We start from the raw sequence: 18,637 nt of genomic DNA on the forward strand, positions 1-18,637 counted from the left end.
TCGCGCCCCCTCTTGGCCTGCGGCCAATTCACCCCCTGAGGATATTTCCGCAAGGATGAATGGGCAAAAGGTGCCGCGTTTGGCGTGTTAGCTTTCGCGGATGAAAACCGGTTGATCCGGCGATGATCGCGTGCGGTCATAAACGTACCCGCCAGTCTGAAAGCCCTGCAAGTCTGCCGGATCTGTCAGGCGATGTTCCAAGATGAACCGCGCCATGGCACCGCGGGCTTTCTTGGCGAAAAAGCTGATGACCTTGGGGTCCGCGCCGTCGCGGCTGTCCATAAATTGCGGGGTGACAATGCGTGGCGAGAGTGCATCCAAATCCACCGCACCGAAATACTCCTGCGAGGCGCAGTTGACCACGACATTGGCACCGGCCTGCGCTGCCGCGTCATTCAGCGCCTTGGAAATACTGTCGCCCCAATACGCATAGAGCGATTTGCCTTTCGAGGTTGCAAGGCGGCTGCCCATTTCCAGCCGGTAGGGTTGCATCGCGTCAAACGGGCGCAGCAGGCCGTATAGCCCCGACAGGATGCGCAAATGCCCTGTCGCCCAATCCAGCGCATCGGCATCAAGCGAGTGGGCATCCAGCCCTGTATAGGTGTCGCCCGCGAAGGCATGAATTGCGGGACGGGTCGCTTCTGGCGCGGGGTCGGCCTGAAAGGATTCGAACCGTTCCAGGTTCAGTTCCGCCAGCTTGTCGCTGATATGCATCAGCTTTCTCAGCCCCGGTGCGCCCAGCTTCTTGGCAGTCGCGGCCAGCACCACGGCGTCTGTCTGAAAATCGGGTGACGTGGACGCAACGTCCTGAGGCGACCAGTCGAGTTTTTTCGCAGGGGACAAGATAACAAGCATCAGCGCGGTCCTTCGTGGCAACACTGCTTACCTAGCGATTGTGTCGCTGCTGTCCAGACGGGTGAAATGGTTGCTCTTGGTGGCGCGCGCCCTTAGATAGGGCCTATCCAATCGCGAAAAGGCCCAAGATGCTGTCGATCATCCAGATTATCCTGCTTGTGCTGAACGTGGCGCAATTCATCATTATCGCGCATATCATCCTGAGTTGGTTGATAAATTTCAATGTTCTCAGCCTGGGGTCGCCGATGGTGGCGTCGATCTGGGATGGCATTAACCGGCTGGTGGAGCCGGTCTATACCCGCATTCGCCGCTTTCTGCCCGATCTGGGCGGGATCGACCTTGCGCCGTTGGTTGCACTGCTGGCCATTTATGCGATCCAGATTATCCTGACCAACAATGCAGCCATGTTTATCTGAGGGGGCTGACCCTCAGGCAATCCTTCAACAGGTATTCGGGTTTGACGGGTTCCGCCCGGGACAGGCCGAAATCGTGGAATCTGTCGCCGCCGGGCAAGACACGCTTGCGCTGATGCCCACGGGCGGCGGTAAATCGTTATGTTTTCAACTCCCTGCATTGTGCCGTGACGGTCTGACCGTTGTGATTTCGCCGCTGATCGCGCTGATGCGTGACCAAGTGCGCGGGTTGCAGGAACTGGGCGTGGCGGCAGGGTCGCTGACATCCGGCAACACAGAGGCCGAGCGCGACGCGGTGTTCGAGGCCATAGACCGGCGGGACTTGAAGCTGCTGTATATTGCGCCCGAGCGGTTGGCGTCGTCGGGCACGCTGGACCTGCTGCGCCGCGCCCGCTGCACGCTGATCGCGGTGGATGAGGCGCATTGCGTCAGCCAGTGGGGGCATGATTTCCGCCCCGACTACCTGCGTATTGGCGATCTGCGCCGCGCGTTGGACGTGCCGATGGCGGCGTTTACCGCCACCGCAGATGCCGAAACCCGCGCCGAGATCCTGAAACGGCTGTTCGAGGGGCGCGCGCCGAACATCTTTTTGCGCGGGTTCGATCGGCCGAACATCACGCTCAATTTCACGGTCAAGGACAGCCCGCGCAAGCAGATCCTGACCTATGCAGGCGCGCGGCGCGGGCAGTCGGGGATTGTGTATTGCGGGACCCGTGCACGCACCGAAGCCTTGGCGCAAGGGCTGCGCGAGGCGGGCCACAACGCCCGCGCCTATCATGGCGGGATGGAAGCAGACACCCGCCGCGCCGTGGAAGAACTGTTCCAGCGCGAGGATGACCTGATCGTGGTGGCGACCGTGGCGTTCGGCATGGGCATAGACAAGCCCGATATCCGCTGGGTGGCCCATGCCGATTTGCCGAAATCCATCGAGGCGTATTATCAGGAAATCGGCCGCGCCGGGCGTGACGGCGCGCCTGCCGACACGTTCACGCTGTATGGCCCCGATGATATTCGCCTGCGCCGGTCGCAAATAGACGAAAGCCCTGCGCCGCCGGAACGACGAGAGGCTGACCATGTGCGGTTGAACGCTCTTCTGGGGCTGGCAGAGGCCGTGGGATGCCGCCGTCAGGTGCTTTTGTCCTATTTTGGCGAGGCGTCAGAGCCTTGCGGGAATTGCGACCTGTGCGCCCGACCGGTCAAGCTGTTCGATGCGACCACACCCGTGCGCAAGGCGCTGTCGGCCATGCTGCGCACGGATGAGCGGTTCGGCGTGGGTCACTTGGTCGATATTCTGACTGGTAATGCCACCGACAAGGTGCGCGCGCGTGGACATGAGCACTTGCCCACCTTCGCCGTGGGCCGCGATCTGAGCCGCGCCAAGTGGCAGGCGGTGTTCCGGCAGATGATGGGGCGCGATCTGGTCCGCCCCGATGCCGAGCGCCACGGCGCGTTGCGGATGACCGAAGCGGCCCGCCCCATCCTGCGTGGAGAGGCCGAGATCACCCTGCGCGAAGATACGATCACAACCGCCCGTGACGGTCCTGCGGTCAAAGCGCTTGTTTCGGATGAAGACGCGCCGCTTTTGTCAGCTCTGAAAGCCAAGCGCCGCGCGCTGGCCGAAACCGCGCGCGTGCCCGCTTATGTCATCTTCACCGACCGCACCTTGATCGAAATGGCGGAAACCCGGCCAAACAGCATGGATGCAATGGCGCGCATTTCCGGCGTGGGGGCGACCAAGCTGGAGCGTTACGGGGCAGAGTTTCTGGCCGTAATTACCGGCGCCATGCCGGACGCGCAGCACCCCCAGCGCCGCAAGCTGGCTGGGCGCGAGGCAGGCGCGCTGTTTGACGAACTGGCAGAGGTCGCGCGCGGACTGGAGCGGGGCGCGGACGGCACGGGCAAGTTGCTGACGCTGACCCCTGCGACTTTGCGCGCCATTGCCGAACGGCGCCCCGCCAATGATGCCGATCTGGCCCGGATCAGGGGCATGGATGACGCACGCATGGAACGGTTCGGCGCAGAGATTCTGTCCCGTCTGCATAGCCTCTGACGCGCTACTTTACGTTGGGGCGGGGCTTGACCCGGCCTGCCGCCCGCGACACCCACGCGCCAGAAAGGAATTCCGATGTATCCGTTTCTGCGCTTCGCCGCCCAAATGCTGAAATTCCGCAACGCGCCCCGGTTGGGGCTGCTGGACACGCATGTGTCGCACCATCGCTGCTGGCCGTGGGATCTGGACCCTTGGGTCGAGTTGAACAATGGCCGCACGCTGACGCTATATGATCTGGGCCGCATTCCGATGGCCATGCGCACAGGGCTGGGCGTGGTGCTGCGCAGCAAGGGATGGGGGATCACCGTGGCGGGCAATTCCAATCGCTACCGCAAGCGCATTCGCGCGTTCGAGCGGTTCGAGATGCGCAGCCGCTGCATTGGCTGGGATGCACGGTTTCTGTATACCGAGCAATCCATGTGGAAGGGCGCGGAATGTGCCAATCACATCCTGATCCGCTCTGCCGTGACAAGTTCCAAGGGAATCGTGCCCACAGCAGATGTGCTGGATGCCCTTGGGCATAGCGGCGAAAGCCCTTCACTGCCCGATTGGGTGCAAGCCTGGATCGCTGCCGAGGCCACGCGCCCCTGGCCGCCAGTGATGTGATAAAACATCTATCACCATTACTGAATTTATAATCATTCTAATGTTTGATCTAGGTCAAAGCCGCCGCCGAATCCTCACGGTAAGGTGATCTCAGACGCGCGAAAGTTTTGCGGCACGTGTCGCAGGACCGTCAGGAGATGACCGAACATGGAGGCCAATATGACCCCCGCTTTCTTCCCCGGCTAGGTGCCACGGCGCTTGCCCTTGTGCTTGGCGCAACCGCTGTTCATGCCGAGGATATCGCCGAATACATGGATTTCTTCGAGCCGCTGCCCTATCTGCCGCCGATTCCGGCCGATAACAGCATGGACAAAGCCAAGATCGAGCTTGGCCAGATGCTGTTCTTTGAACCGCGTATTTCAGCGTCGGGCGTGATTAGCTGCGCGACATGTCACAACCCTGCGCTTGGTTGGACCGACCGGATCGACCGCGCCGTGGGGCATGGTGGCTAGGTTGGCAACCGCAACACGCCGACCGTGCTGAACTCGGGTTTCCTTGGCGCGCAATTCTGGGACGGGCGCGAGCCTGACCTTGAAGGCCAGTCGCTTGGCCCCATTCAGGCCGATGTGGAAATGAACATGACGCTTGAAGAAGCGATCCAGCGCCTGAAAGAGTTCGAGGTGTATCAAGACCACTTCGCAACCGCCTTCCCGGAGGATGCCGACCCGATCCGCGCCGAAAACGTGGCCCTGTCGATTGCCGCATTCGAGCGCACGCTGAACACGCCCAATTCGCCACTGGACCGTTTCCTGCGCGGTGATGTGCAGGCGATGACCGATCAGCAGGTGGACGGCATGAAACTGTTTGTCGATGCAGGTTGCGTGGCGTGCCACAACGGCCCCGCCCTGACCGACAGCAACTATTACCGGTTCGAGCTGCCCAGCTCGAAGGATGAAGGCCGCTTTCTTGTTACGGGCGATGAGGCCGACAAATTCGCCTTCCGCACGCCGACGCTGCGCAACGTGGCTGTGACCTATCCGTATTTTAACAACGGGTCGGTGGACAACCTGCACGACGCGGTGAACCTGATGGGCGAACAGATGCTGGGGCAGGAATTCTCTGAAGATGAGAATGACGCGATCGTTGCCTTCCTGCACGCGCTGACGGGTGAAATGCCCGCAGTGGAAATTCCCGCGCTGCCATAAGGCGCGGGGTTTATCCCAACACTTTGCCGTCCCTGCGTCCTCCCACGCCGGGGCGGCTTTTTCACAAAAGTGGGCTGGCCAGCGCAATGATGTTATTGCGCAACCGGCGCCAGAATGGCCATGCGGCGACTGTGGCGCGGTCCAACTCTGTGGCGCGGTCGATATAGCTGTGCTGGCGGGCATCCAGTTCTGCGGTGAAGTCGGGACATTCCAGTAGCAGCGAATTCTCGTAGTTCAGGTCGAAACTGCGGTGGTCCAGATTGGCGGTGCCCAGCATGGCGAATTGCCCGTCCACCGTGACTATCTTGGAATGGATCAGCCCCGGCGCGAACAGATGCACGCGCACGCCCGCGTTCAGCAATTCCGGCACAAGGCTCTCGCTTGCCGCGCCCACGATGGCGCTGTCGTTGCGGGCGGGCAGGACCAGATCCACCGTCACGCCGCGTTCGGCTGCCGAGCATATGGCCACGTGCAATGCGTGGTCGGGGACGTAATAGGGCGTTGTCATAACCAGCCGGTCGGTGGCGGCATAGATCATGGCGCATAGCGCGTCCGAGGGCGTGGTCTGCACGTCATCGGGGCCAGAGGAAATGACCTGTGCGACCACATGTCCCGGCGCGTCATTGGCAAGGGGTTCGGCCAAAAGCGCCCCAAGGTCTTCTGCGTGGTGGGTCATCCAGTCATGCACGAACACGGCCTGCTGTTGGCGCACGACAGGCCCTTCCAGCCGCACCAGAATATCCACCCAAGGCGCAAAGCGCGGTTTGATCGCAAAGGCTGCGTCCGCGCAATTGCGGCTACCTACCCATGACAGGCTGTTATCGACCACCACGATCTTGCGGTGGTTGCGCAGGTCGATCCGCCCGAATAGCAGGCTGACTAGCGGGTTGCCCAAGGGGGCCGCGCGTTCCAGCGCCACGCCCGCCGCCTGCATCTGCCGCCACAGGGGCGAGCGGATGAGCCGTCTTGCACCATGATCATCGACCAGCACGCGGCAGGCGACACCGCGCCGCGCCGCCGCCGTCAGGGCTTGGGCCATGCGCGTGCCGGTCCGGTCGGGCAGCCATATGTAGAACAGCACATGCACGTGATCGCGCGCGGCGTCGATGGCGGTGATGATATCGTCCATCATCGCATCGCCCTCGGGCAGCAAGGTCATCTGGTTGCACGGCACGGGCGGAAACTGGCTGGTGGCCTGCCCCGCCGCAAAGGCCGGCCGCGCCTGCCGCGTGACATCCGCCTGCGGCCCGACCCGTCCGATCTGCGCTGCGCTCAGGTGATTGCGAATCTCGCGGATGCGTTCGCGCTGCGCCCGTGCCATGCGGATTTCGCCGAACAGGAAATATGCCACCAGACCGACACCCGGCAGGGCAAGGATGATCGTGACCCAAGCCAGCCGCGCAGAAGGGGTCAGACCGGGGCGCAGCAATGCGCGGACCACGAAAGCGGCCTGCGCCATGAACACCAATGTGACCGAGAACGATGCCATCCCCCCTCCGAGGTCGATTGCGCTTGGCCCCCGTATTTGCTTGAAGCACAGGAGCCGGTTCTATCTTGTCGCATCATATAAGAATTTTCTGCCAGAAATGGACAGCGCCCATGCCGTTTTCACAAGCTCAAGACAGATTTATCGCCCCCGCGCGGTTGCGCCCGCAGCTATGGCGGCTGGGTCTTGGCGTCGGGTTGATCCTTTTAATCTACCTTGCATGGATGGCCGTGATCGGGCTTGCGGTGGCGTTCGCGGTCGGGCTGGACGGCGCAGACCGGGCGATGGGGCAGGTCGGTATCGGATCGTCACCACTCTCTATTCTGGTGCTTCTGGCCACGTTCGGCGGCTTGGTATTGGGCACATTCGCAGCGGTTCGTTGGGTTCACAAACGCGCTGTTGCCAGCCTGTTCGGCCCGCGCGACGTGTTGCTGCGCGATTTCGGGGTGGCGTTTGGCGTGTTCATGGCCGTGTCGCTGCCGGGCATCGTGTGGGTGGTGGCCTCTGGCAACCTGACGCCGGGGGTGCCCTTGTCGACATGGGCCATCTTTGTTGTGCCGGTTCTGTTGGGGCTGATCCTGCAAACCGGCGCCGAAGAGATCGTCTTTCGCGGCTACCTGCAACAGCAGCTTGCCGCGCGGTTCGTGGCGCGCTGGGTCTCTTTCGTGATCCCCTCCATCCTGTTCGGCCTGCTGCATTATGCGCCCGCAGAAATGGGGCAGGGGGCGTGGTTGCTGGTCGGCTTGACCGGATTTTTCGGCCTGCTCATGGCAGATCTGACCGCGCGCAGTGGCTCACTTGGGCTGGCGTGGGGTATGCATTTCGGCAACAATATTCTTGCAATCCTTGTCTTCACCACCGGAGAGGCGCTGGACGGGGTCGCCCTGTTCCGTCTGCCGTATTCGCTGTCTGATCCGTCCAGCGTTCTCGGGCTGCTTGTGGCCGATCTGCTTGCTTTGGTGCTGGTCTGGGCTGTGCTGCGGCGCTGGCTGCGGGGTCGCTGATTGCATTTGTCGCGCGGTTTGCTTATCTCAGCCCAAAGCCTGCGCAGGGATGCCCGATGAACTGGATCACCAATTACGTTCGCCCCACAATCGACTCGTTCTTTACCAAGCGCGAGATGCCGGAAAACCTGTGGGAAAAATGCCCCGCCTGCGGGACCATGCTGTTTCATCGCGAATTGACCGACAACAGCCAGGTCTGCACCAGTTGCGGGCATCATATGCCGCTGACTCCGCGCGAACGCTTCGCCGGTTTCTTCGATGGCGGGCTGTTTCAGGAAATTCAGGTGCCTGCGCCCCTGCCTGACCCGCTGCAATTTCGCGACCAGAAGAAATATCCTGACCGGATGAAAACTGCCCAGAAAACCACGGGCGAAAAAGAAGCGATGCTGGTGGCCGAGGGTGAAGTGCTGCGCACACGGATCGTTGCCGTGGCGCAGGATTTCAGCTTCATGGCCGGGTCGATGGGCATGTATGTGGGCAATGCGATCATTGCCGCCTGCCAGCACGCCGTGGACCGCAAATTGCCTTTGGTGCTGTTTTCCGCCGCCGGCGGCGCGCGGATGCAGGAAGGCATTTTGTCGCTGATGCAAATGCCGCGCACCACCGTCGCGGTCGACATGCTGCGCGAGGCGGGGCTGCCGTATATCGTGGTGCTGACCGATCCCACCACCGGCGGCGTAACCGCAAGCTATGCCATGCTGGGCGATGTGCAGATTGCAGAGCCCGGCGCTCTGATCTGCTTTGCCGGGCCGCGTGTGATCGAACAGACGATACGCGAAACCTTGCCTGAGGGGTTCCAGCGCGCCGAGTATTTGTTGGAACACGGGATGCTGGACCGCGTGACGCCCCGCAAGGAACAGCGCGCGGAAATCGCCACGATCCTGCGCATGCTGACGGGCCAAAGCGCCGTGGTGCATGGCGATCTGCCAGCGCCGCCCCCGCCTGCCCCCGCACAGGCAGAGTAACATGATGCCGGAGTCTGACGCGCTGCTGGCGCGGATGATGGAATTCCATCCCAAGATCATTGACCTCACGCTGGACCGTGTCTGGCGTCTGCTGGCGGCGCTGGACCATCCAGAGCGGCGTTTGCCCCCCGTCATTCATCTTGCCGGAACCAATGGCAAGGGCAGCACGCAGGCCATGATTCGCGCGGGGCTGGAAGGGGTCGGGCTGTCGGCCCATGCCTATACAAGCCCCCATCTGGCGCGGTTTCATGAACGGATACGCCTGTCCGGCGATCTGATTGCAGAAAATGCCCTGAGCGCGATTCTGGACGAATGCCTGCACGCCAATGGCGCGGGTGCGATTACCTATTTCGAGATTACCACCTGTGCCGCGTTGCTGGCCTTTGCCCGAACGCCCGCCGACTACACGTTGCTGGAAGTGGGGCTTGGCGGGCGTCTGGACGCAACCAATGTGGTGGACGCGCCTGCGCTGACAATCATCACGCCCGTCAGCATGGACCATGAGCAATATCTAGGCGACACGCTGGCCAAGATTGCCGGCGAAAAGGCCGGGATCATGAAACGCGGTGTGCCCTGTGTGGTCGCCGCGCAAGACGACGCGGCGCTGGACGCGATCGAAGCGCGCGCGGCGCGGCTGGGCGCGCCCCTGATGGTGCAGGGCCAGCATTGGCATGTCACAAGCGAAGGCGGGCGGCTGATCTATCAGGACGAGACCGGATTGCTGGACCTGCCGATGCCGCGTCTGGCGGGGCCGCATCAGGTGCAAAACGCCGGAACTGCGATCGCGGCGCTGCGCGCATTGGGGCACGGTGAGGGCGCCGAAGCGGCCGTCACGCGTGCAGAGTGGCCCGCCCGCATGCAGCGTCTGCGTCACGGTCCGCTGGCCGAAACGTTGCCTGAAGGAACGCTTTGGCTGGATGGCGGGCATAACCCCGCCGCCGGGCAAGCGATTGCCGCCACGCTGAAAGCGCAGGGCGACCGACCGCGATGGCTGATCTGCGGGATGCTCAACACCAAGGATGTGACAGGCTTCATGCAGCCCTTGGCCCCGCATGCGCGACAGCTTTATGCGGTATCCATTCCCGGCGAGGCGGCGACCCTGAGCGCAGAGGCCACGGCACAGGCCGCGCGCGCGGCGGGACTTGCGGCGGTCGAAGCCGAAAGCGTGGTCGGCGCCTTGCGCAGCATTGCTGAAACCGACCCGACCGCGCAGGTTCTGATTTGCGGATCGCTCTATTTGGCGGGGCATATCCTGCGCGAGAACGGCTAGATCAATGCGCATGAAAAAAGGGGCCTTAGGGCCCCTTTTGGTGTCGCTATGCCCGGATTATTCCGCGCCGAACTGCGCCAGATAAGCGTAGATGTCCTCGGCGGAGCCGCGCAGGCGGTGGTTCATATTCGAGCGTGCCCGTGCATCGCCGGTCACTTCGCGCAGGTAGCCGGTTGGGTCATTCACATAAGCGACGAAGTTCTCTTCGGTCCAAGTGATCCCGGCTTCGCCCGCTGCCTGAATGGCGCTGGAATACCGGCTGTAGCCGTCGAACGAGCCGGCAACGCGGTCCGCAACGCCCCACAGGTTCGGCCCCGTGGGCGCGACGCGGTGAATGACCTCACCATCGGGCGATGCAATACCGTGGCAGCTGGTGCATTGGCGGAAATTACTTTCGCCTTCGGCGGCATCACCGCTGGCTTGAGCGTGCGCACCCATCGGCAGGGCGCACAGGGTAAAAATCATGGCGGCTTTAAGCTTCATCGGGTCCTCTTCCTCGTTGGCTTACAGTCGTCAGAATACGGTGGGATACCGGACAACGCTCTCACCATACCCGACAAATCCCCTTTCGCAACGCACTAAATATAAAATCATGAATATACCTTTTGTCGCAGAGGGCATTGCCGCGAAAACTGCGCGCTGGAAACTCTTGCGCGCTACGGGTATCGGTTCACATGTGCAGCGAACAGATGGAAGGGGCGATGCATGGAAATCCGCGCGCTGTTGATGGGGCTGGCCTTTGCCTTTATGTGGTCGTCGGCCTTTGCGTCTGCACGAATTATCGTGCTGGCGGCGCCCCCTTTGATGTCGCTGTCGCTGCGCTTTCTGATTTCCGGCCTGATCGGGATCGCGATTGCGCGGGCCTTGGGGCAGAACTGGAACCTGACACGTGCGCAATGGCGCGCGATTCTGGTCTTTGGCCTGTCACAGAACGCACTCTATCTCGGCCTGAACTTTGTCGCCATACAGACGGTAGAGGCCTCTCTCGCCGCGATCATCGCCTCGTCCATGCCTTTGCTGGTCGCTTTCGCGGGATGGGCTTTTGCGGGCGAACGCTTGCGTCCGCTGGCGATTTTCGGACTTGCCGCCGGATTTGGCGGTGTAGCCATCATCATGGGCGCGCGCATGGGCAGCGGGGTTGATCTGTATGGCGTGGCGCTGTGCGTCGCAGGTGCAATCGCCTTGACCGTCGCAACCCTGTCGGTGCGCGGCGCATCCGCCGGGGGCGGTAACCTGCTGATGATCGTGGGCCTTCAGATGTTGGTTGGGTCCGCGATTCTGGCTGGACCGGCGCTTGCGTTTGAGACGTTTACGGTCACATGGTCATGGCAGCTTGCCGCAGCGTTCAGCTACACGGTGCTGGTTCCGGGTTTGGCCGCGACCTGGGTCTGGTTCCTGTTGGTGGGCCGGATCGGGGCGGTCCGCGCCGCCACCTTCCATTTCCTGAACCCGTTTTTCGGGGTGGCGGTTGCTGCTGTGCTGCTGGGCGAGAGCCTTGGCATTTATGATGTGATCGGGGTCGCGATCATCATGGCGGGCATTCTGGCGGTTCAACGTTCGCGTGTCGTTGCCAAACTCGGTTAGGGCCGCGCCACGTTGCAATCCATCCCGCGCGCGGACAAGCGGGCGCAGGCGCGGTCGGCCTCGCCCTCGGTCAGCCCGGCGAAGCTGGCCTCAAACCGTCCGCTGGTCTGGCGAATGCGGCTGATCCCACTGGAAAGCGCCTGCGCTTCAGCCATCCGAACGGTGATAAGACTACGCTCTGCATCATGGCGGGTGTTGAACGCCCCCAATGATATGCCCCAAAGACGCGCCGCATCCGAGGTCGAAACGCGGCTGATCACCTCTGGTGGACCAGAGTCGAAGCTTTCTGCAACCATAGCCGTCACAAGATCAGAGTCCGAAGGCTCTGACCGGGTCAGGATGATCCCGTTTTCCGCGGGTTCTGTGGGCTGGACAGTTACATCCAGATCGGCGTTCAGGCTTAGCGCGCTATCGACAGGCTCTGGCAGGAACGACTCTGGCGCTCCGGTCCAGAGCATCTCCGGTGGCGGACCATCATCCTGAGCGATTGCCTCAGGGGGTTGCACAGGATTGGGCGCTTCCTCAGCAGCTGCCGCAAGGCGGGCCGCATCCTCTTCCGGTGCAGCGGGGTCGATTTGGGCCATGGCACCCACGGCCTCGCTTGGGCGTGTATTCGGGGTTTGCGGCTGTGCAACAAGCTCTGCGGCGGTTTCCTCAACAGCATCCGCGGCCAAACTGTCCGTCGCGTCCGGCGGTTCCAGCGCGGCCAGATCTTCCGGGTCTGCAATCGAAAAGCCGGCCGCTTCTGCCACCGCAAGATCGACAGCGTCGTCCGTGCCCTCCGTGGTTTGCTCATTGGCGGCGATAGCTTCGTCGTCCGGGCGGGGCGGCGGGCTAATCTGAAGCGCTTCGGGCGCCAGTTCCGCAAGGCTCAACTCTGCCGCGGTTTCCGTAACGGACAGGTCGACACCTTCGGCGACGGCGACCAGCAATTCTTCAGGCAGTTGTGGCGCAGGGCGCGCGCGGGGGCGCGGGCTTTTGCGCACGGCTGTCACCAGCCGGATTGTCTTGGCCCCGGCATTGGGATCATCATCGCCGTTCTTGGGTTTCGCAGCTACCAGATTGCCGCGCCCCTGATAGGCAGGTGTGCCCGGTTTGCGCACTGCCACCCGCGATTTCGCGCGGCTGAATCCCATGTCCAGCAATTCGGCCACCCGTGCGTTGCGCGCTGCGGTGGAGCTGCCGCCGAACATGGTTGCGATAATATGCTCTGACCCGCGCTGCGCCGACGCCGTCAGGTTAAACCCGGCAGCGCGCGTATACCCTGTCTTGATGCCGTTGGCGCCGCGATACGCATCCAGAAAGCGGCGGTTCGTATTGGGAACATTTGCCACGCCTGCGAAATCGGACCGGCGCGAAAAGATATTGAAATATTGCGGATAGTCGAAAAACAGTTGGCGTCCCAGCGTGGTCATATCCCGCGCCGTCGATACATGCCCCGACTGGGTCAGCCCGTGGGGGTTTTTGAAGGTCGTGTTGCGCATGCCCATGGCGCGCGCCGTCAGGGTCATGCGTTTTGCAAACGCCTCGACACTGCCGGAAATCCCTTCGGCAATCACCACGGCGGCATCATTGGCAGAGCGTAGTGCGGCTGCGCGGATCAGGTAGCGCAACGAGATGGTCTGGCCTTGTTTCAGGCCCAAGCACACGCATTCGGCGCGGGTTGCGCGGCGGCTGACCTTGAATTTCGTATCAAGCCCGACTTCGCCATGTTTGACCGCTTCGAACGCCAGATACAGCGTCATCATCTTGGTAAGCGAGGCAGGGTGCAGCTTGGTGTCATGGTTGCGCGCATGCAGCACTTCACCATTCCGGGCATCCACAACCATCGCGGCATACGGTGCCGCAACCAGTGGCGCGGCGGCCATCACCACCAACCACCCGAGCACGACTATGCCCAGCCCTACGCGTCGCATGACATGCGCCTGCATAATGTTTGCCTCTGATCTGGTTCCGCTTTTTGACGCGGTTTAACTGCTGTAACAACGATAGCACGAAGCGAAAGCCCGGAAAAGCATGTTTATTCAATATGTTTTAGGTGTTTCTTAATGTCGGAAACGGGCAGGTATTGGGCTTTTGCCACGCGCGCCCCCCAGATGCTGCGTCAGCATCCGTCAATCCAGCCGACCAAATCGGGCAGTTCGCCCAAATGCCGCAGGGCCCGGAAGCGCGCGTGATCGAACGGCGTGTCGGCCTGTTCGATTTCCCACTCCAGCCCGTGGGGGATATGTACGCCCCAAGCGCCCGCCATAATCGGGGCCACCACGTCAGAGCGCATGGAGTTGCCAGCCATCAAGGCGCGCTCTGCGCCCTCGCCATGGCGCGCGAAAATACGGGCATAGGTGTCCGGCGTCTTTTCCGATACGATTTCAATTGCGTCGAACAAATCGCCCAAGCCCGATTGCGCCAGCTTGCGTTCCTGATCCAGCAAGTCGCCCTTGGTGATCAGCACCAGATGGTGGGATGGTGCCAGCGCGCGGATACTTTCCTGCGCATGGGGCAACAGTTCGATCGGGTGGCGCAACATCTCTTGCCCGGCGTGCAGAATTTCAGTGATCACGCTGGCGGGCACGCGTTGGTCTGTCACCTCGATCGCGGTCTCTATCATCGACAGCATGAACCCCTTTATGCCGTAACCGTAGCGCGCAAGGTTGCGCTTCTCGGCCTCCAGCAGGCGCGAGAGCAAGCGGTCGCGTTCGGTATATTCGGCCAGCAGCCCCGCGAAATGCTCTTGCGTCATACGAAAGAAACGTTCGTTGTGCCAAAGGGTGTCATCCGCATCGAACCCGATGGTGGTGATCCTGTCCATTGCGGCTCCTGATGTGTGGGGTTTTCTGAGGGGTGACTCGTCCTATATTCGACGTTATAGCAGCCAGCAGCAACCAAGCGGATGAACCCGATGCAGATCGCACCGACCATGACAGATGGTGATGGACCGGACAATGATGACGCGGTCGTCACCAAGACCAAGACCCGCACACAGCGGCCACCGATGTACAAGGTGATGCTGCTGAATGACGATTATACGCCCATGGAATTCGTGGTGCATGTATTGGAACGGTTTTTCGGCATGTCGCACGCGATGGCCTTCGACATCATGCTGACGGTGCATAAGAAGGGTGTTGCCGTGGTCGGTGTCTTCTCTCACGAGGTGGCGGAAACCAAGGTCGCGCAGGTGATGGATTTCGCGCGCCGTCACCAACACCCGCTGCAATGCACGCTAGAGAAAGAATAACCCTCTTTCATGCCCCACAGCCCTGTGACTCTTGCGGCCCCGGCGCCGCGCGCCGAGCGTTTGGCCCACGCCATGTCCGAAGGCGTTGTTGTGCCCGACGGGCGCGTGACCGTGTTGCGGCCCCATGCCGGTGAACGGTTTGACCCGATAGACCTAGGGCGGCTGAACATGGTGCAGGGGTTCCGTCCCGACCACGACGGGTTGCAACAGGCGGGGTACAAGGTGAGCGTAGACGCAACGCCTGCGCCCACGGTTCTGGTCTGCCTGCCGCGCGCCAAGGATCATGCTTATATGCTGATCGCCCAAGCCGCTGCCCTGGCCAGCGATCTGGTGATCGTGGACGGGCAAAAAACCGACGGAATCGATTCGGTGTTGAAGGCACTGCGCGGACGTGTGGCCGTCGAAAGCCTGTCAAAAGCCCATGGCAGAGTGCTGTGGTTCAACCCGCAGGGCGTGGATTTTGCCGACTGGGCAGGCGCCGAGCAGACCGTGCAAACGGAATTTGGCCCGATGTCCACCGCGCCGGGCCTGTTTTCGGCGGATGCGGTCGATCCCGCGTCGCATATGCTGGCCAATGCGCTCCCGCCGGAATTGCCCGCCCGCATGGCCGATTTCGGTGCAGGTTGGGGCTATCTGTCTGCGGCCGTGCTGGCGCGACGCGGCGTCGAAACCCTGCATGTCGTCGAAGCAGAGCATGACGCACTGCACGCGGCGCGCCGCAATATAGCCGACCCGCGCGCGCAATTTCACTGGGCCGACGCGACCAGCTTCGCGCTGCCCGAATCCTTGGGTGGCATTGTCATGAACCCGCCCTTCCATGTTGGGCGCGAAGCGCGACCGGAACTTGGCATGGCGTTCATTTCATCCGCCGCCCGCGCGCTGGGCACACGCGGGCAGTTATGGGTGGTCGCCAACCGCCACTTACCCTATGCACAGGCGTTGGAAGACCGGTTTGTGCATGTGTCCGTTGTGGCAGAGGACAACCGTTTCCGCGTCTGGCATGCCAAGCAACCGCGCAAGGTGAAACGATGAGCTTTTCAATCGCCGGCAAGACCGCCATTATCACCGGCTCTGCCAACGGGGTCGGGCTGGCCATTGCCCGCCATTTCACCGATCAGGGCGCCAATGTCGTCATGGCCGACCGTGATGAAAGCAGGCTGAAATCCGAAGTCGCCAAGATTTCGGGGGCCGATGAACAGGTCATTTTCTTTGCAGGCGACCTGCGCGAGCGGTTGACCATCGCCAACCTGCTATCGGCCACCGTGGATGCGTTCGACCGCGTGGATATCTTGGTCAACGCCACGCGCCAGTGCTTTTCGTTCGACCCGCTGGATGACCAGAGCGATACGGTGGAAGAGGCCTTGCAGCAGAACCTGCTGGCCAGTCTGAAACTCAGCCAGCTTGTCGCCAAGCGCATGATTTCGCAGGCAGAGGGCGAAGATGACAAGGTCAAGACCGCCGGGTCCATCGTGAACCTGTCCTCGATTGCCGCGCGCCGCACTCAGCCGGAACTGATGGCCTATTCCATTGCCTCTGCCGCGCTGGACCAGATGACACGCTCTATGGCCGTGGCGCTGGCGTCGTCGCGGGTGCGGGTGAACGGGGTCGCGCTTGGGTCTGTCATGAGTGCGAATCTGAAAGACCAGATGCAGTCGAATGACGCTTACCGCGACCGCATCCTTCACCACACGCCCATGGGCCGGATCGGTGCCGCGTCCGAAGCGGCTGAAGCGGTGCAATTCCTGTCCTCTGACGCTGCCGCCTTCATGACCGGGCAGATCGTGACTATCGACGGCGGGCGCACGCTACTGGACCCGGTATCGGTGCCCGCGCATTAGGGTGTGACGGTTCCGCTACGGTCGGCCTGCGCAAACTGGATCAGATCCCAGCGGTTGCCCCAAGGGTCTTGCCAGACCGCGACGCGACCATAAGGCTAGTCCCGCGGCGTGCCCTCGAAAGCCACGCCTTGGTCCAGCATGTTGCGGTAGTCGCGCTCGAACTTGTCGGTTTCCAGAAACAGCCAGACGCGCCCGCCACCCTGTTCGCCGATGGCGGCTTGCTGCCGGTCGCCCACGGCGCGGGCAAGCAGGATTTCCGTCTGCGCGCCCGGCGGGGCAATCCGAACCCAACGTTTGCCGCCGCCAAGGTCGGTATCCTCGCGACATTCGAAGCCGATGCCGGTGAAGAACGCCAAGGCCGCGTCATAGTCGGGCACGAGCAAGGAAAAGAGCGCGATACGGCTGGGCATGGGCTATTTGTAGACGTTGTCAGAGGTCGGGAAGCTGCGGTCCTGCACCTCTTCCGCATAGGCCGACACCGCGCGTTCGATCGCCGGGCCAAGGTCGCCGTAGATTTTCACGAATTTCGGCACGCGGGGGTTCAGACCCAGCATGTCTTCCAGCACCAATATTTGCCCGTCGCAATTCTTTGACGCGCCGATGCCGATGGTGGGAATATCCACCGCCGCCGTGACGCGGTCGGCCAGTTCCTCGACCACGCCTTCGACGACCAGCGCAAAGGCGCCCGCCTCGGCCACGGCAACAGCATCGTCAATATGGGTCTGCCACGCGGCCTCATCCCGGCCCTGCACCTTGAAGCCGCCCATCGTGTTCACCGATTGCGGGGTCAGGCCGATATGCGCCATGACCGGAATGCCACGTTCTGACAGGAAGCGAATGGTCTCGGCCATGCGCGCGCCGCCTTCCAGCTTGACTGCGCCACAAGCGGTTTCCTTCATGATCTTGGCGGCATGGCGAAAAGCCATTTGCGGGCTTTCCTCGTAGGTGCCAAAGGGCATATCCACCACGATCAGCGCGCGCTCTGTGCCGCGCACCACGGCCTTGCCATGCATGATCATAAGGTCCAGAGGCACGCCGATGGTGCTGTCCATGCCGTGCATGACCATGCCCAGGCTGTCGCCCACCAAGATGAAATCGGCGTATTTGTCGACAATGGCGGCCGTATGCGCGTGGTAGCTGGTCAGCGACACAATCGGCTCGCCGCCTTTGCGGGCGCGGATTTTGGGCGCGGTGATGCGGCGGATGGGGGCTTGGGCGCTCATGTTCACTCCTTCGGGGTCACAACGCGGTTGTCGATCAGGAACACCTGACCGAACTTGACCGCAAGCAAGATAACGGCGGGACGGGTCAGTGGCCCGGATATGGTTTCAAGTGTTTCGGCATCGCGGATATCGACCGATTGTACCTGCGCGCGGGGCTCCGCTTCCAGTGTGGCGCGGACATGGCTGCGCAAACGCGACGCGGTGACGCCGGTGGGGGCCATGACGGCGGCCTCATCCAAGGCCCGCGCCAGAATGGGGGCGCTTGCGCGATCCTCTGGCGTCAGCCGCACATTGCGCGAGGACATGGCCAGCCCATCCGCCTCACGCTCGATAGGCGCGCCGATGATCGTCACATCCATATCCAGATCGCGCACCATGGTGCGGATAACGGCCACTTGCTGGTAGTCCTTTTCCCCGAACACGGCGGCATCGGGGCGGATAATGTTGAACAGCTTGGTCACAACCGTCGCCACGCCGCGAAAATGGCCGGGGCGCAGCTTGCCGATCAGCACTTTGGCCAATTCGGTGGTTTCCACGATGGTCTGGGCGGCAGGGTCATAAACCTCTGCCACATCGGGGATGAACACGGCATCCACCCCCTCAGTCCGCAGCAGGTCCAGATCACGGGCCTCGTCTCGGGGGTAGGTGGCCAGATCCTCTGTCGGGCCGAATTGCGTGGGATTCACGAAGATCGATACGGCGACCTTGCCGCCCTCGGCCCGCGCGCGGCGCACAAGCGACAGATGACCTGCATGTAAAAAGCCCATGGTGGGCACAAGGGTGACATGCTCTGCCGTTGCGCGCCAAGCGCGGATCGCATCCTTTGTGCGGCAGATTTCCATCTGGTCCCCCCGTTTCGTGCCCGTCTTTTACGGCCCTGTCGGGCCAATGCCAAGCTGCGACAAACTGTCCAGACGGAAACGGGCCACACATGCGTTTGTATGAATGTCAAACGCAAGGAAA

At 62.1% G+C, this 18,637-nt stretch carries 18 protein-coding genes and 2 pseudogenes; 12 read left to right on the forward strand and 8 right to left on the reverse strand.

Translation table 11 applies throughout. The annotated features are described in order from the left end of the window. Positions 1–87: 87 nt before the first annotated feature. Complete coding sequence (yaaA, locus tag ROE7235_RS04450) at positions 88–855, reverse strand: peroxide stress protein YaaA (RefSeq protein ID WP_121093473.1); 768 nt, start codon at positions 853–855, stop codon at positions 88–90. 128 nt (positions 856–983) lie between these two features. On the opposite strand from yaaA, the gene ROE7235_RS04455 reads away from it, so the two are divergent. The 5 genes and pseudogenes from ROE7235_RS04455 to ROE7235_RS20515 all read left to right on the forward strand — a co-directional run bounded on the left by ROE7235_RS04455 (position 984) and on the right by ROE7235_RS20515 (position 5,069). Next, positions 984–1,271, forward strand: a complete 288-nt coding sequence (locus ROE7235_RS04455; protein WP_121093474.1) for a YggT family protein — start codon at positions 984–986, stop codon at positions 1,269–1,271. After that, complete coding sequence (recQ, locus tag ROE7235_RS04460; protein WP_121093475.1) at positions 1,252–3,318, forward strand: DNA helicase RecQ; 2,067 nt, start codon at positions 1,252–1,254, stop codon at positions 3,316–3,318. The genes ROE7235_RS04455 and recQ overlap by 20 nt, the downstream gene beginning before the upstream one ends. Before the next feature lie 75 nt (positions 3,319–3,393). Next, the gene (locus ROE7235_RS04465) at positions 3,394–3,924 is read left to right on the forward strand and encodes an acyl-CoA thioesterase (protein ID WP_121093476.1); all 531 of its coding nucleotides are present in this window, start codon (positions 3,394–3,396) and stop codon (positions 3,922–3,924) included. A gap of 305 nt (positions 3,925–4,229) precedes the next feature. Beyond that, positions 4,230–4,676 (forward strand): annotated as a pseudogene (locus ROE7235_RS20510) (cytochrome-c peroxidase); the annotation flags it as partial. Between the two features lie 42 nt (positions 4,677–4,718). After that, positions 4,719–5,069: a cytochrome-c peroxidase gene (locus ROE7235_RS20515; RefSeq protein WP_245963876.1), complete on the forward strand. Its 351-nt coding sequence runs from the start codon at positions 4,719–4,721 to the stop codon at positions 5,067–5,069. Positions 5,070–5,130: 61 nt separating this feature from the next. Here ROE7235_RS20515 and cls read toward each other — a convergent pair whose 3' ends face one another. Then, entirely contained in the window at positions 5,131–6,558 is a 1,428-nt protein-coding gene (cls, locus tag ROE7235_RS04475; protein ID WP_121093477.1) for a cardiolipin synthase, read from the reverse strand. A 110-nt stretch (positions 6,559–6,668) separates the two neighbouring features. Here cls and ROE7235_RS04480 point away from each other — a divergent pair, with 110 nt between their 5' ends. The 3 genes from ROE7235_RS04480 to ROE7235_RS04490 are packed head-to-tail and all read left to right on the forward strand — an operon-like array spanning position 6,669 to position 9,794. Beyond that, entirely contained in the window at positions 6,669–7,559 is an 891-nt protein-coding gene (locus tag ROE7235_RS04480; protein WP_121093478.1) for a CPBP family intramembrane glutamic endopeptidase, read from the forward strand. Positions 7,560–7,615: 56 nt separating this feature from the next. After that, positions 7,616–8,524, forward strand: a complete 909-nt coding sequence (accD, locus tag ROE7235_RS04485; RefSeq protein WP_121093479.1) for an acetyl-CoA carboxylase, carboxyltransferase subunit beta — start codon at positions 7,616–7,618, stop codon at positions 8,522–8,524. Position 8,525: 1 nt separating this feature from the next. Beyond that, on the forward strand, positions 8,526–9,794 hold the full coding sequence (locus ROE7235_RS04490) for a bifunctional folylpolyglutamate synthase/dihydrofolate synthase (protein ID WP_121093480.1): 1,269 nt from the start codon (positions 8,526–8,528) through the stop codon (positions 9,792–9,794). Positions 9,795–9,851: 57 nt separating this feature from the next. Here ROE7235_RS04490 and ROE7235_RS04495 read toward each other — a convergent pair whose 3' ends face one another. Continuing rightward, entirely contained in the window at positions 9,852–10,277 is a 426-nt protein-coding gene (locus ROE7235_RS04495; RefSeq protein ID WP_121093481.1) for a c-type cytochrome, read from the reverse strand. A 222-nt stretch (positions 10,278–10,499) separates the two neighbouring features. Between ROE7235_RS04495 and ROE7235_RS04500 the strand changes: the two genes are divergently transcribed. Continuing rightward, positions 10,500–11,378, forward strand: a complete 879-nt coding sequence (locus tag ROE7235_RS04500; protein WP_121093482.1) for a DMT family transporter — start codon at positions 10,500–10,502, stop codon at positions 11,376–11,378. On the opposite strand, the gene ROE7235_RS04505 is transcribed toward ROE7235_RS04500, so the two are convergent. Together ROE7235_RS04505 and ROE7235_RS04510 are read right to left on the reverse strand one after the other, a co-directional pair. Then, entirely contained in the window at positions 11,375–13,309 is a 1,935-nt protein-coding gene (locus ROE7235_RS04505) for a D-alanyl-D-alanine carboxypeptidase family protein (protein ID WP_121093483.1), read from the reverse strand. The genes ROE7235_RS04500 and ROE7235_RS04505 overlap by 4 nt on opposite strands. 173 nt (positions 13,310–13,482) lie before the next feature. Beyond that, on the reverse strand, positions 13,483–14,187 hold the full coding sequence (locus tag ROE7235_RS04510; RefSeq protein ID WP_121093484.1) for an HAD family hydrolase: 705 nt from the start codon (positions 14,185–14,187) through the stop codon (positions 13,483–13,485). 90 nt (positions 14,188–14,277) lie between these two features. On the opposite strand from ROE7235_RS04510, the gene clpS reads away from it, so the two are divergent. From clpS to ROE7235_RS04525, 3 genes are read left to right on the forward strand one after another with little or no spacing between them, the layout of a single operon-like run. Next, positions 14,278–14,613: an ATP-dependent Clp protease adapter ClpS gene (gene clpS, locus ROE7235_RS04515; protein ID WP_370743426.1), complete on the forward strand. Its 336-nt coding sequence runs from the start codon at positions 14,278–14,280 to the stop codon at positions 14,611–14,613. 9 nt (positions 14,614–14,622) lie between these two features. After that, entirely contained in the window at positions 14,623–15,645 is a 1,023-nt protein-coding gene (locus ROE7235_RS04520; protein WP_121093485.1) for a class I SAM-dependent methyltransferase, read from the forward strand. Beyond that, positions 15,642–16,451 (forward strand): SDR family NAD(P)-dependent oxidoreductase, encoded by an 810-nt coding sequence (locus tag ROE7235_RS04525; RefSeq protein ID WP_121093486.1) that lies wholly within the window; start codon positions 15,642–15,644, stop codon positions 16,449–16,451. The genes ROE7235_RS04520 and ROE7235_RS04525 overlap by 4 nt, the downstream gene beginning before the upstream one ends. Here ROE7235_RS04525 and ROE7235_RS04530 read toward each other — a convergent pair. The 3 genes and pseudogenes from ROE7235_RS04530 to panC all read right to left on the reverse strand — a co-directional run bounded on the left by ROE7235_RS04530 (position 16,448) and on the right by panC (position 18,516). Further along, positions 16,448–16,861: pseudogene (locus ROE7235_RS04530) on the reverse strand (VOC family protein). The gene ROE7235_RS04525 and the pseudogene ROE7235_RS04530 sit on opposite strands and share 4 nt — an antisense overlap. 3 nt (positions 16,862–16,864) lie before the next feature. Beyond that, positions 16,865–17,674 carry a 3-methyl-2-oxobutanoate hydroxymethyltransferase gene (gene panB, locus ROE7235_RS04535; protein ID WP_121093487.1) on the reverse strand — a complete coding sequence of 270 codons (810 nt, stop codon included), beginning with the start codon at positions 17,672–17,674 and terminating at the stop codon, positions 16,865–16,867. 2 nt (positions 17,675–17,676) lie between these two features. Further along, positions 17,677–18,516: a pantoate--beta-alanine ligase gene (gene panC, locus ROE7235_RS04540; RefSeq protein WP_121093488.1), complete on the reverse strand. Its 840-nt coding sequence runs from the start codon at positions 18,514–18,516 to the stop codon at positions 17,677–17,679. Positions 18,517–18,637: the final 121 nt, after the last annotated feature.

Origin of the sequence: Roseinatronobacter ekhonensis, from assembly GCF_900499075.1 — a bacterium.
Lineage (GTDB): Bacteria > Pseudomonadota > Alphaproteobacteria > Rhodobacterales > Rhodobacteraceae > Roseinatronobacter > Roseinatronobacter ekhonensis.